Raw genomic sequence first — 13,011 nt, 5'->3', positions numbered from 1 at the left:
GCCGACTATACAGATTGGTATAGTTGGCGTCATGCCGGTTCCCGAGCTCGCTCCGCTGACACCAGGTGCCCGTCGTGTTCTCGACGCTGCGTCACGACTGTTCTATGAACGCGGTATCCACTCGGTCGGTGTCGACACGATCGCCGAGTCCGCGGGCGTCACCAAGAAGACGCTGTACGACCGGTTCGGTTCCAAGGAAGCGCTCGTGGTCGCGTACCTCCAGCACAGGGACGCCAGGTGGCGGGGCCATGTCGAGGCCCACCTGGCGCTCGTGCCGGAACCGGGCGTCGACCGCGTGCTGGCGATCTTCGACGCGGCCGTCTCCTGGTCCGACGAGAACAGCCCCAAGGGCTGCAGCGCCATCAACGCGCGCGCCGAGATCGGGGACGGGCATGACGGGCACCCGGTGTTCCCCGAGGTCTCGCGCCAGAAGGCATGGCTGCTCGGGCAGTTCGCCGACCTGTGCAGGGAAGCCGACCTGCAGGATCCCTCGTCCATGGCGAGGGCGATGATGCTGCTCTACGAGGGTGCGATCGTCACGGTCGGGATGGAGACCTTCGCTCACCCGTTCGAACGAGCGCGCACCGTCGCACGCATCTTGCTCGAGTCGCAGCCGCCCCTGGCGGAGCAGGTCTCCACGCCCTAGCGGCCCCTGTTCCGTCCACTCCTGGCGGGCAGGGCGGCGTCAGGTTCTCCGGGGCGTGCGGAATCGGGGTGATCAGCTCCCGTCACGCAGGTCGCCCGGCGCACTGTCCTCCAGGACGATCCGGTCGAAGACCGCGGTGCACTCCTCACCCAGGGGTGCCTGTGCGAGGAAGCCGACGCTCACGGGCAGGTCGGTGTAGAGCCGGAAGAGCCGGACGAACTCCCAGGTCTCGCCGTCGCGCGAGGCGTGGAAGGCCCACGCGGGCCCCGTCCGCACGATCCGCAGGTGCACCGTCTCGTCGTCGACGTCCCACGAGTTGCAGTCGTCGGTGAACTCGTTCGTCACGGTCGAGACGACCATGGCCTGCCCCTGCGGAGACTGCTCGAAGCAGAGCTTGGCCCAGTGCCGCTCGTCGGCCCACAGGACCAGCGCGCCCGCGTCGAAGGTCGTGCGCCGGGTGGTCACCCGGACCCGTGCGGACAGGGCGAGCTCGGCAGCGGCGTCGAACACCAGGGCCGGGGCCGCGTGCTGGGGCGGGGCGCCCAGGGCGTCGTCGGTCCAGTCGGTGCCGGCCGGCGCGGTGAGGGTCACGGTGTCGCCGTCGACCTGACCTGCGCCTTCGTGGGACAACAAGTGCAGCGTGGGGAGGGAGATCTTCGTCACGCGCACACCCTACCCACCTGGGCCCCCCTGGCGTGGAAGCGCTCCCGCGTGGCAGGCGTCGCGCCGTCGGGGGTCGTGCTTGCGCGTGCCGGTGGCACACCGTGTGCCGCCAGGTGACGGCGTCAGGCCTCGCGCGGCTCGAGGCGGAACGTCGCCGCGGCCGCGGCGACTCCGGTCACCGAACCGACGATCGCCGGACCGTAGCGGTCGTACTTCGCGTGGTAGGCCGCGTCGACGGCCGGGTGCACGGTGCCGGGAGGTTCGACGAACGTGACGTCCTTCTCGATGCCACCGGCGCGGACGCGGCCTCGCGGGTCGGCCAGGGCGCGGCGGAACCATCCGTTCTCGCGGCCGTAGGCAGAGCGTACGTAGACGTCGTCCCCCACGCGCACGACCCAGATCGTCACGTACGGCCGCAGCGTCCCGTCGGGCCGCGCCGAGGAGACCTCCAGCTCCTCGGCCCGGCCGATCCTGTCCAGCTCCTGGGCGGTCCAGGCCGCCGTCGTCGGTCCCGTCATGGTGATCGCTCCTCGCGTCGGTCGTTGGGTCGGTGCACGCCGTGGTCCGGACCAGGGTCCGGGGCAGGCCGCGGTATCGAACCTACGGCTGGAGGGTCCCGCGTGGAAGGTCGTGCTGGTACCAGGACCGGACCGTCACGACCGCCCGCCGATCTCTGCGTCGGACAGGCCCGCGGCGACGAGGCAGAGCGCGCTGCGCTCCTTCTCGGGGCTCGCCTTGCCACCCCTCGGGCGCGGCAGCAGACTCGACCGATGGAGAGCACCGAGACCGGCGCGGCGTCCGCGCCGACCGACGCCGTGGTCCGACCCGACCACAAGGCCACGCTGCACCGGTACCTCCAGGCCGCGCGTGACGCGCTCGTCTGGAAGGTCGAGGGGCTCGACGAACGGGCCGCACGCTGGCCCTGGACGCCCACGGGGACCAACCTGCTCGGCCTCGTCAAGCACGCTGCCGGGGTCGAGTTCGGCTACTTCGGGCAGACCTTCGGGCGCGAGTGGCCCACGCCCGACGACGTCCCGTGGATGGCCGAGGACGCCGCCGACGGAGAGGACAACGCCGACATGTGGGCGACGGCCGAGGAGTCGATCGGCTCGGTCGTGGACCTGTACCGCCGCGTCTGGGCGTTCGCCGACGAGACGATCGCGACCCTGGACCTGGACGCGACCGGCCGGGTGCCCTGGTGGCCCGACGACCGTTCCGGGATCACGCTGCTCCAGGTCATGGTGCACGTCACGAGCGACCTGGCCCGCCACGCGGGGCACGCCGACATCCTGCGCGAGCTCACCGACGGGAGCGCGGGTCTCCGGGTGGACAACGACAACCTCCCACCGTTGTCGGCGCACGACTGGTGGGCCCACGTCGAGCGGTTGCGAGCCGTCGCGGACGAGGCGCAGCACCGCGCGGACGCGCGCCGCACCTGACCGGAGCACCCGGTGGAGCCGACGGCGTCACGCGCGTGACGTCGTCGGGCCCCCGTGGTCCTGGGGCGTGACTTGAGCGCCCACGACCACGGGCCTCCTGGCCTCCCGACGGGAGGCCGCCGTCCGCACGGCCGCCCACACGACCACACCCAGGCCCGCGCCGAGCACCGGGTAGGTCGCGGCGAGGCGGGCGAGCGAGAAGACGGTCACCGCGTGGTCGGTCGCGAGCAGCCGCACGACCGCTCCGAGCATCCCCGCCACGGCGCCGGCCGTCACGCTCAGGACCGCGGAGCGCAGGTGCTGCGGGGCGGCGACGGGCAGGGAGGCCCGCCACCAGCGCACCACGAGCGCCACGAGCACGACGAACCCGGCGAACGAGCTCCCGTGCTGGAGGTGCTTGTACATCGCGACCCCGGCGACCGGGGTCCGCAGGACGTCCCAGGTCTGGACCGCGGTCCCGCGCAGGTGCGTGAAGTCGTCCCAGAGGACGTGGGTGAGGGTCCCCGCCACGGCGAACCCTGCGACGGCCACCGCGATCACCAGGGGGCTCGCGGCGCGGGTCGACACGTCGGGGGAGAGGGGCCTCCGCCGGGGCAGCGCGGCCAGGTAGGGCCCGCGGACCACGAGGACCCACAGGGCCGTGCAGGCCACGGCGAGGGCGAGGTCGACGGTCACGACGCCCAGCAGACGGTGCGTGGCGTGGGCCAGCTCGTCGGTCCCGGGCCACAGCACGTCGAGGAACAGGGGAGCGTCCGGGACCATCGCACCGATCGCGAACGCGGGCAGCGCCCAGAGGAGGAGAGCGGGGGAGAGCGCGCGCCGCGCCGACCCGCCGGCGAGGGGGAGCGCGACCAGGGCATGGACAGGGGTGTAGGGCACGGGCGACATGATGCCCGCTCGTCGAGCCGGCCGACAGGGCTGCCAGGAGATGGGCTGGAGCGCCAGAGTCGGACATCTCACACTTTATGGACACATTCTGGTTCGGAGGAAAATAGTGTGCCAAGCGCGTATCCTCCAACAGACCACCTCCATCTGCGCCTCACCACCAAGCCCAGACGAGGGGGGGCTCCGGGTGATCTCAGCTCGACCGGGCGTGTCCTGCCCAGGAAGGATCTGCGGGGCGGCGGTAGTTTGCCCTGTGGTGGGGCACGAGCCCCGCCGCAGGACGTGACGCGAGGAGCCGAACATGGGTATCGACGAGGCGAAGGACAAGGCTGCGGCCGCTGCCGGCGAGGCCAAGGAGGGCCTGGGCGGCCTGCTCGACAAGGCCAAGGAGTTCCTGACCGACGACCGGATCGACGACGTCGCCGAGAAGATCAAGGGAATCGCGCCCGACTCGGTCGACGGCCACGTCGACACGCTCGCCGAGAAGGCCAAGGAAGTGAACGATTGACCGGGCGAGGAACGCACGGTACCGGCCGAGGTCGGTAACATCGGAGGGCGCCGCCGTCTGGCGGCGCCCTTTCGAATGCCCTGTTGAGCTGCTAGGAGCGCGCACCGTGTCAGACGTCGTATCGTCACCTTTGTCCATCACTCTCGACGGGGAACGGACCACGGTGGAGACGGGGACGACCGGCGCGGACCTGTTCTCGGGCCGCCGCGAGGTCGTCGTCCTCCGCGTGAACGGTGAGCTCAAGGACCTCGACACCCCCGTCGCCGAGGGCGACGAGGTCGAGGGCGTGACCATCGACTCGCCCGACGGGCTCGACGTGCTGCGTCACTCGGCCGCGCACGTCCTGGCCCAGGCCGTGCAGCAGGTCAACCCCGACGCCAAGCTCGGCATCGGCCCGCCCGTCCGCGATGGGTTCTACTACGACTTCGACGTCGAGACCCCGTTCACGCCCGAGGACCTCAAGGCCCTCGACAAGGTCATGGCGCGCATCATCAAGGACGGGCAGACGTTCGAGCGTCGTGTCGTCACCGACGACGAGGCCCGTGCCGAGCTCGCGAACGAGCCCTACAAGCTCGAGCTGATCGGCCTCAAGGGCTCCGGCTCGGCCGACGACGCAGCGGGGGAGGGTGTGTCGGTCGAGGTCGGCGCCGGCGAGCTCACCATCTACGACAACGTCCGTCGCGACGGCACGGTGGCCTGGAAGGACCTGTGCCGCGGCCCGCACCTGCCCAGCACGCGCCTCATCGGCAACGGCTTCCAGCTCATGCGCAGCGCGGCCGCCTACTGGCGCGGCAGCGAGAAGAACCCCCAGCTCCAGCGCGTGTACGGCACCGCCTGGCCCACCAAGGACGAGCTGCGCGCGTACACCGAGCGCCTCGCCGAGGCCGAGCGTCGTGACCACCGCCGCCTGGGCGTCGAGCTCGACCTCTTCTCGTTCCCGGACGAGATCGGCTCGGGGCTCGCGGTCTTCCACCCCAAGGGCGGGATCATCCGCAACGAGATGGAGGAGTACTCGCGCAAGCGCCACATCGAGGCGGGCTACTCGTTCGTCAACTCCCCGCACATCACCAAGGAGAAGCTCTACCAGGTCTCCGGGCACCTCGACTGGTACGCCGAGGGCATGTACCCCCCCATGCACCTCGACGAGGAGCGCGACGCGGACGGCACGCTGCGCCGCGCCGGGCAGAACTACTACCTCAAGCCCATGAACTGCCCCATGCACAACCTGATCTTCGACGCGCGTGGGCGTTCGTACCGTGAGCTGCCCCTGCGCCTCTTCGAGTTCGGGACGGTCTACCGCTACGAGAAGTCCGGCGTGGTGCACGGCCTGACCCGCGCCCGCGGGTTCACCCAGGACGACGCGCACATCTACTGCACGCGCGACCAGATGAAGTCCGAGCTCACGAACGCGCTGAACTTCGTCCTCGACCTGCTCAAGGACTACGGGCTCGACGACTTCTACCTCGAGCTCTCGACGCGCGACCCCGAGAAGTCCGTCGGCACCGACGACGCCTGGGAGGAAGCGACCGAGACGCTGCGCCAGGTCGCCGAGGAGTCCGGGCTCGACCTCGTGCCGGACCCGGGCGGCGCCGCGTTCTACGGGCCCAAGATCTCGGTCCAGGCCAAGGACGCGATCGGCCGCACCTGGCAGATGTCGACCATCCAGCTCGACTTCAACCTGCCGGAGAAGTTCGACCTCGAGTACCAGGCCTCGGACGGCACGCGTCAGCGCCCGGTCATGATCCACCGTGCGCTGTTCGGCTCGATCGAGCGCTTCTTCGCGGTGCTCACCGAGCACTACGCGGGTGCGTTCCCGGCCTGGCTCGCGCCGGTCCAGGTCGTGGCCGTCCCGGTCGCAGAGCCCTTCAACGACTACCTGGCCGACGTCGTCGCCCAGCTCGCCGCGCAGGGTATCCGCGCCGAGGTCGACTACTCGGACGACCGCTTCGGGAAGAAGATCCGCACGGCCAGCACCCAGAAGGTGCCGTTCGTGCTCATCGCCGGTGGCGAGGACGTCGAGGCCGGTGCGGTCTCGTTCCGCTACCGCGACGGACGCCAGGACAACGGCGTGCCCGTGGCCGAGGCCATCGAGCGGATCGTGTCTGCGGTCCGCGAGCGCAGCCAGGTCTGACGCGTGACGTCGGACGGCGCAGGGACGGGGTCGGGGTACTCCGTGGAGGGTCCGGAGGGGCATCCGCGGTTCGACGACGGGATGGACCGGTTGTGGACGCCGCACCGGATGGTCTACATCGGCGGTCAGGACAAGCCGGTCGACGACCGGTCGTCGTCGTGCCCCTTCTGCCGGATCCCTGCGCTGTCCGACGAGGACGGGTTGGTCGTGGCGCGGGGCACGTGGTGCTTCGTGGTGCTCAACCTGTACCCGTACAACCCGGGCCACCTGATGGTGTGCCCGTACCGGCACGTGTCGGACTACACGGGGCTGACCCCCGAGGAGACCGACGAGCTGGCGCAGTTGTCGCAGCAGGCGATGCGGGTGACGCGTGCGGTGTCGGGCCCTGACGGCTTCAACCTGGGCATGAACCAGGGGGCGGTCGCGGGGGCCGGCATCGCGGCGCACCTGCACCAGCACGTGGTGCCGCGCTGGTCGGGGGATGCGAACTTCCTGCCGATCGTGGCCCACACCAAGGCCGTGCCGGAGCTGCTGGGGGACACCCGCGCGCGGCTCGCGGCGGCCTGGGAGGCTCATGGTGAGCCGGTCCCGGACCCGACGAACGACGACCCGGCGTCTCCTGCGGCGCCCACACTCGAGGAGAGCTAGATGTTCGGGCGACTTCGCGCCGTCGTGACGCGTTTGTTCACGCCGGTCGCGGCCTTCCTGCTGCGGATCGGGGTCTCCCCGGACGCGGTGACGATCGTGGGCACGGTGGGCGTGGTGGCCTCCGCGCTGTGGCTGTTCCCCACGGGGCACCTGTTCGCGGGGACCATGGCGATCATGGTCTTCGCGTTCTCGGACGCCCTGGACGGCGTGATGGCGCGGCTGTCGGGGCGCTCGGGCCCGTGGGGGGCGTTCCTGGACTCGACGCTGGACCGGCTGGCCGACGCCGCGATCTTCACGGGGCTGATCGTGTGGTTCGTGCGCACCGAGAACACGTGGGGCATCACGGTGGGGCTCGCGTGCCTGGTCCTGGGCTCGGTGGTCCCGTACGCGCGGGCTCGGGCCGAGGGGTTGGGCATGACGGCCGCGGTCGGGATCGCGGAGCGTGCCGACCGGCTGGTCGTGACGCTCGTGGCTGCCGGCCTGGTGGGCCTGGGGCTGCCGGTAGCCGTCCTGGTCGTGGTCCTGGGGCTGCTCGCGGCCGCGAGCGCCGTGACGGTGGTGCAGCGCATGGCGACGGTGCGTCGTCAGGCTGTCGCTGCTGCCGGGGCCGCCTCTGCGGGGGACGCTGCGGCGTCCGAGGGTGGTGCCTGAGGTGGGGGTGAGTGCGGACAAGGCGTTCACGTTCGCGTGGCGCAACGCGCACAAGGTGCCGGAGCCGGTGCTGCGTGGGTTGTTCACGGTGATCGCGGACGTGGCGTGGGCGACGCGCCGGGGTGGTGTGCCGCAGCTGGAGAGGAACTTGGCGCGGGTGCGCCCGGGGTTGGACGCGCGGGGGCTGCGCCGGTTGAGCCGGGCGGGCATGCGGTCGTACATGCGCTACTACCGGGAGGCGTTCACGCTGCCGGGGGCGTCGCCTGCGCAGATCGAGGCGCGGGTGCGTCTGGAGGGGTACGAGAACTGCCTGCAGTTCACGTCGCAGGGTGTGACGCCGTTGCTGGCGCTGGGGCACATGGGCAACTGGGACCTGGCGGGGGCGTATGCGACGCCGCACATCGCGCCGGTGCTGACGGTCGCGGAGCGGCTCAAGCCCGAGGAGCTGTTCCAGGAGTTCTTGGCGTTCCGCAACTCGTTGGGGATCGAGATCCTGGCGTTGGGCGACGGTGACGTGTTCCGTGAGCTGATGCGCGGGGCGCGCGGGCCGGGCAAGCTCATCCCGTTGCTCGCGGACCGTGACCTGACGGCGCGGGGCGTGGAGGTGGACCTGTTCGGCGAGCGGGCCCGGGTCGCTGCGGGGCCTGCGGCGCTGGCGGTCTCGACGGGGGCGCCGTTGCTGACGGCGTCGATCCGGTACGAGCGTCTGACGGGTCCCCGTCGGCGGGCGGCGGGGACCCCGTGGGGGATCGTCATCCGGTTCTTCCCGCAGGTCGCGGTCCCGGACGGGGTGCCGCGCAGCGAGCGGGTCGCGGCGGTGACGCAGGCGTGGGTCGACCAGCTGGCGGAGGCCATCGCCGCGGACCCGGAGGACTGGCACATGCTGCAGAAGGTGTTCGTGGCGGACCTGGACCCGGACCGGTACGCCCGGACCCGGGCGAAGGACGCGCAGGGTGCGACTGGTGGAGGGGCGGTGGGCTCAGCATGAGCCTGAAGATCGGGATCGTGTGCCCGTACTCGTTCGACGTGCCGGGTGGGGTGCAGTTCCACATCCGGGACCTGGCGGAGGCGCTCATGGCGCAGGGGCACGAGGTGTCGGTGCTGGCCCCTGCGGACGAGGACACGCCCATCCCGGACTACATCACGTCCGCGGGCCGTGCGGTGCCGGTCAAGTACAACGGGTCGGTGGCGCGCATGACGTTCGGTCCGGTCACTGCTGCGCGGGTGCGCCGGTGGTTGGACGCGGGCAAGTTCGACGTGCTGCACCTGCACGAGCCGGTCACGCCGTCGTTGAGCATGCTGGCGCTGTGGATCGCGCAGGGGCCGATCGTGGCGACGTTCCACACGGCGTTGATCCGTTCGCGCGCGCTGCAGGTGGTCTACCCGTTGGTGCGTCAGAGCCTGGAGAAGATCTCGGCGCGCATCGCGGTCTCGGAGGACGCCCGGCGCACCCTCGTGGAGCACATGGGGGGCGACGCGGTGGTGATCCCCAACGGTGTCTACGTCGACACGTTCGCGGACGCCGCGCCGTCGGCGAGGTGGCAGGGGACCCCGGACGCGCCGACCATCGCGTTCCTGGGGCGCCTGGACGAGCCGCGCAAGGGTCTGCCGGTCCTGACGGCCGCGATCCCGCGGATCCTCGAGGCCGTCCCGGGGGCCCGGTTCCTGATCGCGGGCCGCGGGGACCAGGGGCGCGCGGACGCGCTCGAGGCGCTGGGGGAGTCCGCGAGCGCCGTGGAGTTCCTGGGGTCGATCTCGGACGAGGAGAAGGCGTCGCTGCTGTCGTCGGTGGACGTGTACATCGCGCCGCAGACGGGTGGGGAGAGCTTCGGGATCGTGCTGGTGGAGGCGATGAGCGCGGGGGCCTGCGTGGTCGCCTCGGACCTGGGGGCTTTTCGGCGGGTGCTGGACGAGGGGCAGGCGGGGGCGTTGTTCCCGGTGGGGGACCCGGTCGCGTTGGCGGACACGGTGCTGCGGGTCCTGGCGGACCCGGCGGGCCGGGAGCGGTACTGCGAGCGGGCGATCTCGTTCGTGCGCCGGTTCGACTGGTCGACGGTGACCGCGGAGGTGCTCGCGGTGTACGAGATGGCGTTGGCGGCCTCGGACGCGGTGATCCCGGTGCACGAGGACCCGGCGTCGTTGCGCGGTGGTCGTCGGCTGGGGCTGTGGCCCCGTCCGGAGCAGGAGAGGAACCCGTCGTGACGTGGTCGGAGATCGCCATCATCGTGGTGGCCGTGGTCCTGGTCGCGGGGTGGGCCCTGTGGGTGGCCGCCTCGCGCCTGGACCGGTTGCACCGCAAGGTCATGGCTTCGCGCCTGGCGTTGGACGCGCAGCTGGAGCGGCGGGCGTCGGCGGCGCTGGACCTGGCGGGGGCGGGGGAGCTGGACCCGGCGAGCTCGGTCCTGGTCGCGGAGGCGGCGTACGAGGTGCTGGACGACGACCTGCGCACGCGCGAGGTCGCGTCCGTGGTCCCGGGTCTGGCCGAGCTGGTGGCCTCGCCGGGGTCCGCCGCCGGGCCCGACGGCGCCTCCTCGCTCGAGCGGGCGCCTCGCCTGCTGGCGGGGGTGGGCGCCGAGCGGGCGCGGGCGGAGAGCGACCTGTCGGCGACGTTGCGCGCGGCCCTGGAGGACCCCGAGGAGGTGCGGGAGATCCGTGCCTCGCCCGTGGGTGCCGAGCTGCTCGCGGCGCTGGCCGGGGCCTGGTACCGGGCGCAGATCGCGCGCCGCTTCCACAACGAGGCCGTGGCCCAGACCCAGCGCCTGCGCCGCACCTGGTACGCCCGGGCGTTCTCGCTCGCCGGGCACGCGCCCATGCCGGTCACGGTCGAGCTCGACGACGCCTGGCCGCCCGCGCTCGACCGCAACCCCTGACCGGCCGGTCGGGTTCGGGGGCTGCCCGAGGGGTGGGCGGACCTCCGTAGACTGGGCGGTGACGTGCAAGCATGTCGGCGGCGCGAGCGTGACCCCTGCTCGCGCGTCCCAACGTGAAGATGTGAGGTTTCGCGGTGTCCGTGGAGAATTCCGGCGAGAACAGCCCCCAGGTGACCGGCGACGTCGTCGGCTCGGCCAAGGTCAAGCGCGGCATGGCCGAGATGCTCAAGGGCGGCGTCATCATGGACGTCGTCACGCCCGAGCAGGCCAAGATCGCCGAGGACGCGGGCGCGGTGGCCGTCATGGCCCTCGAGCGCGTCCCGGCCGACATCCGCGCCCAGGGCGGGGTCTCGCGCATGAGCGACCCCGACATGATCGACGGCATCATCGCCGCGGTCTCGATCCCCGTCATGGCCAAGGCGCGCATCGGCCACTTCGTCGAGGCCCAGGTGCTGCAGGCCCTCGGCGTCGACTACATCGACGAGTCCGAGGTCCTGACCCCGGCCGACTACGCCAACCACATCGACAAGTGGGCGTTCGACGCGCCGTTCGTGTGCGGGGCGACCAACCTGGGCGAGGCCCTGCGCCGCATCACCGAGGGCGCGGCCATGATCCGCTCCAAGGGCGAGGCCGGCACGGGCGACGTGTCCAACGCGACCACGCACATGCGCACCATCCGCGGCGAGATCCGCCGCCTGACCTCCCTGCCCGAGGACGAGCTGTTCGTCGCGGCCAAGGAGCTCCAGGCCCCGTACGAGCTCGTCAAGGAGATCGCCGCCACGGGCAAGCTGCCCGTGGTCATGTTCACCGCGGGCGGCATCGCGACCCCGGCCGACGCGGCCATGATGATGCAGCTCGGCGCGGAGGGCGTGTTCGTCGGCTCGGGCATCTTCAAGTCCGGCAACCCCGCCCAGCGCGCCGCGGCGATCGTCAAGGCCACCACGTTCTACGACGACCCGGCCGTCCTCGCGGACGTCTCGCGCGGCCTGGGCGAGGCCATGGTCGGCATCAACGTCGACGACATCCCCGTCCCGCACCGCCTGGCCGAGCGCGGCTGGTGACTCCTGTCGTGCTGCTGGTCCGGTGACCCCACGATGACCAGCACGCCCGGCCGTGTCCCGACCGGGGCGGGCGCACCCGTTGCGCCCGCCCCGGCGGCGCCCGCCGCCCCCGCTGCGCCCACCGAAGAGGTGGCGCCCACCGCGCTCGGACCCGACTGGGTCCTGGGCGCCGACGGCATGCGCCACCGGCGCGGGGCACGCGTCCTGCTGCTCGACGACGCCGGGCGCGTCCTGCTCGCCCGTGGCCACGACACCGACCAGCCCGAGCGGTCCTGGTGGTTCACGGTCGGCGGCGGGATCGAGCCCGGCGAGAGCGACCGCGACGCCGCCGTGCGCGAGGTCCTCGAGGAGACGGGCCTGCGCCTGGACCCCGCCGACCTGCAGGGCCCCGTGTGGACCCGGTCGGCCGTCTTCGACTTCTACCGCGAACGCTGCCGCCAGGACGAGGTCTTCTACCTCGCCCGCATCACCAGCACCCAGGCCGCCGTGCCCCTGACGCGCGAGGGCTGGACCCAGATCGAGCACGACGTCGTCGACGAGATGCGCTGGTGGGCCCTGCCCGAGCTGCGCGAGGTCACCATCGAGGTCTTCCCCGCCGGGCTGCCCGACCTCCTCGAGCCGCTCCTCGACGGGTGGGACGGACGGACCCGCCACCTCGGCGAGGCCACCGAGTAGCCGACCACGCCGCACCGCGCGGAGGACGCGGGTGCCGTACGGCACCCGCGTCCCGAGGCGCGCCGCGCCCGACCGGGGCGCTCGGACCCGGCCCCGCGTCCGGGCCGCACCCGCCCTCCGGCCGCGAGCGCCGTCGTCGGGCACCCCCGCACCGCGCGCCGCGCGGCGCGTACGATGGGCGATCGTGAAACCGGTCATTGGAGTCCTCGCCCTGCAGGGCGACGTCCGTGAGCACGTGGCCGCCCTCGAGGTGGCCGGTGCGCGCGCCGTCACCGTGCGGCGCCCCACCGAGCTCGCCGCGCTCGACGGCCTCGTGCTCCCCGGCGGGGAGTCGACGACGATCGACAAGCTGCTGCGGATCTTCGAGCTGTTCGACCCGCTGCGGGCCGCGATCGCCGCAGGTCTGCCGGTGTACGGCTCGTGCGCGGGCATGATCCTGCTCGCGGACCGGGTGCTGGGGGCGACCCACGACCAGCAGACCCTCGGTGGCCTGGACGTCACGGTGCGCCGCAACGCGTTCGGGCGTCAGGTCGACTCGTTCGAGTCGTCCGTGGAGATGACCGGGGTGCCGGGCGGGCCCGTGCCCGCCGCGTTCATCCGGGCCCCGTGGGTCGAGCAGGCCGGCCCGGGGGTCCAGGTCCTGGCGCGCACGCGCCACCGGGGCGCCTCCGCGCCCGCGTCGGGCGCCGTGCCCGCCGCGGGCGCGGGCGAAGACGCAGGTAGAATCGTCGCAGTACGTCAGGGAACGTTGCTCGCCACCTCCTTCCACCCCGAGATCACGGGCGATGCGCGGGTGCACGAGCTCTTCGTCGCAATCGTGAAGGAGTAACAGGG

General features: G+C 72.2%; 15 protein-coding genes. 12 read left to right on the top strand and 3 right to left on the bottom strand.

The window, feature by feature from the left end; translation table 11 throughout:
* Window positions 1-31: 31 nt before the first annotated feature.
* Window positions 32-646: a TetR/AcrR family transcriptional regulator gene (locus ACIPWA_RS09885; protein WP_400289826.1), complete on the top strand. Its 615-nt coding sequence runs from the start codon at window positions 32-34 to the stop codon at window positions 644-646.
* A gap of 72 nt (window positions 647-718) precedes the next feature.
* On the opposite strand, the gene ACIPWA_RS09880 is transcribed toward ACIPWA_RS09885, so the two are convergent.
* Both ACIPWA_RS09880 and ACIPWA_RS09875 read right to left on the bottom strand, forming a co-directional pair.
* Window positions 719-1,309: a DUF1349 domain-containing protein gene (locus ACIPWA_RS09880; protein ID WP_400289824.1), complete on the bottom strand. Its 591-nt coding sequence runs from the start codon at window positions 1,307-1,309 to the stop codon at window positions 719-721.
* 122 nt (window positions 1,310-1,431) lie between these two features.
* A complete protein-coding gene (locus ACIPWA_RS09875) occupies window positions 1,432-1,827 on the bottom strand; it encodes a DUF2255 family protein (protein WP_400289822.1) in 396 nt (131 codons plus the stop codon).
* Window positions 1,828-2,079: 252 nt separating this feature from the next.
* Between ACIPWA_RS09875 and ACIPWA_RS09870 the strand changes: the two genes are divergently transcribed.
* Window positions 2,080-2,748, top strand: coding sequence for a DinB family protein (locus ACIPWA_RS09870; protein WP_400289820.1), 669 nt, complete (start codon window positions 2,080-2,082; stop codon window positions 2,746-2,748).
* A gap of 27 nt (window positions 2,749-2,775) precedes the next feature.
* Here ACIPWA_RS09870 and ACIPWA_RS09865 read toward each other — a convergent pair whose 3' ends face one another.
* A complete protein-coding gene (locus ACIPWA_RS09865) occupies window positions 2,776-3,627 on the bottom strand; it encodes a DUF4184 family protein (protein WP_400289818.1) in 852 nt (283 codons plus the stop codon).
* A gap of 307 nt (window positions 3,628-3,934) precedes the next feature.
* Here ACIPWA_RS09865 and ACIPWA_RS09860 point away from each other — a divergent pair, with 307 nt between their 5' ends.
* The 10 genes from ACIPWA_RS09860 (at window position 3,935) to pdxT (ending at window position 13,006) form a co-directional block, all read left to right on the top strand.
* Window positions 3,935-4,141: a hypothetical protein gene (locus ACIPWA_RS09860; protein WP_056652140.1), complete on the top strand. Its 207-nt coding sequence runs from the start codon at window positions 3,935-3,937 to the stop codon at window positions 4,139-4,141.
* 130 nt (window positions 4,142-4,271) lie between these two features.
* Complete coding sequence (thrS, locus tag ACIPWA_RS09855; RefSeq protein WP_400289816.1) at window positions 4,272-6,272, top strand: threonine--tRNA ligase; 2,001 nt, start codon at window positions 4,272-4,274, stop codon at window positions 6,270-6,272.
* A gap of 81 nt (window positions 6,273-6,353) precedes the next feature.
* Window positions 6,354-6,920, top strand: a complete 567-nt coding sequence (locus tag ACIPWA_RS09850; RefSeq protein ID WP_400290724.1) for an HIT family protein — start codon at window positions 6,354-6,356, stop codon at window positions 6,918-6,920.
* A complete protein-coding gene (gene pgsA / locus ACIPWA_RS09845; protein ID WP_400289814.1) occupies window positions 6,921-7,571 on the top strand; it encodes a phosphatidylinositol phosphate synthase in 651 nt (216 codons plus the stop codon). It abuts the gene before it with no gap.
* A gap of 1 nt (window position 7,572) precedes the next feature.
* On the top strand, window positions 7,573-8,559 hold the full coding sequence (locus ACIPWA_RS09840; protein WP_400290722.1) for a phosphatidylinositol mannoside acyltransferase: 987 nt from the start codon (window positions 7,573-7,575) through the stop codon (window positions 8,557-8,559).
* A 2-nt stretch (window positions 8,560-8,561) separates the two neighbouring features.
* Window positions 8,562-9,773, top strand: coding sequence for a glycosyltransferase family 4 protein (locus ACIPWA_RS09835; RefSeq protein WP_169834195.1), 1,212 nt, complete (start codon window positions 8,562-8,564; stop codon window positions 9,771-9,773).
* Complete coding sequence (locus ACIPWA_RS09830; protein ID WP_068708420.1) at window positions 9,770-10,441, top strand: hypothetical protein; 672 nt, start codon at window positions 9,770-9,772, stop codon at window positions 10,439-10,441. The genes ACIPWA_RS09835 and ACIPWA_RS09830 overlap by 4 nt, the downstream gene beginning before the upstream one ends.
* A gap of 134 nt (window positions 10,442-10,575) precedes the next feature.
* Entirely contained in the window at window positions 10,576-11,502 is a 927-nt protein-coding gene (pdxS, locus tag ACIPWA_RS09825; RefSeq protein ID WP_369800599.1) for a pyridoxal 5'-phosphate synthase lyase subunit PdxS, read from the top strand.
* Between the two features lie 33 nt (window positions 11,503-11,535).
* Complete coding sequence (locus tag ACIPWA_RS09820; RefSeq protein WP_400289812.1) at window positions 11,536-12,177, top strand: NUDIX hydrolase; 642 nt, start codon at window positions 11,536-11,538, stop codon at window positions 12,175-12,177.
* Window positions 12,178-12,358: 181 nt separating this feature from the next.
* Complete coding sequence (pdxT, locus tag ACIPWA_RS09815; RefSeq protein ID WP_400290721.1) at window positions 12,359-13,006, top strand: pyridoxal 5'-phosphate synthase glutaminase subunit PdxT; 648 nt, start codon at window positions 12,359-12,361, stop codon at window positions 13,004-13,006.
* Window positions 13,007-13,011: the final 5 nt, after the last annotated feature.

It is taken from the genome of Oerskovia enterophila (assembly GCF_044748475.1).
Classification (GTDB): Bacteria; Actinomycetota; Actinomycetes; order Actinomycetales; family Cellulomonadaceae; genus Oerskovia; species Oerskovia enterophila.
Note: the sequence above shows the minus strand (reverse complement) of the source record. Positions and strands in the feature narration are given on the sequence as shown.

Coding starts and splice junctions, on each gene's coding strand:
- ACIPWA_RS09860 (WP_056652140.1), top strand. CDS start 3,935: ATGGGTATCGACGAGGCGAAGGACAAGGCTGCGGCCGCTGCCGGCGAG.
- ACIPWA_RS09820 (WP_400289812.1), top strand. CDS start 11,536: ATGACCAGCACGCCCGGCCGTGTCCCGACCGGGGCGGGCGCACCCGTT.
- ACIPWA_RS09885 (WP_400289826.1), top strand. CDS start 32: ATGCCGGTTCCCGAGCTCGCTCCGCTGACACCAGGTGCCCGTCGTGTT.
- ACIPWA_RS09875 (WP_400289822.1), bottom strand. CDS start 1,827: ATGACGGGACCGACGACGGCGGCCTGGACCGCCCAGGAGCTGGACAGG.
- ACIPWA_RS09850 (WP_400290724.1), top strand. CDS start 6,354: ATGGACCGGTTGTGGACGCCGCACCGGATGGTCTACATCGGCGGTCAG.
- ACIPWA_RS09870 (WP_400289820.1), top strand. CDS start 2,080: ATGGAGAGCACCGAGACCGGCGCGGCGTCCGCGCCGACCGACGCCGTG.
- pgsA (WP_400289814.1), top strand. CDS start 6,921: ATGTTCGGGCGACTTCGCGCCGTCGTGACGCGTTTGTTCACGCCGGTC.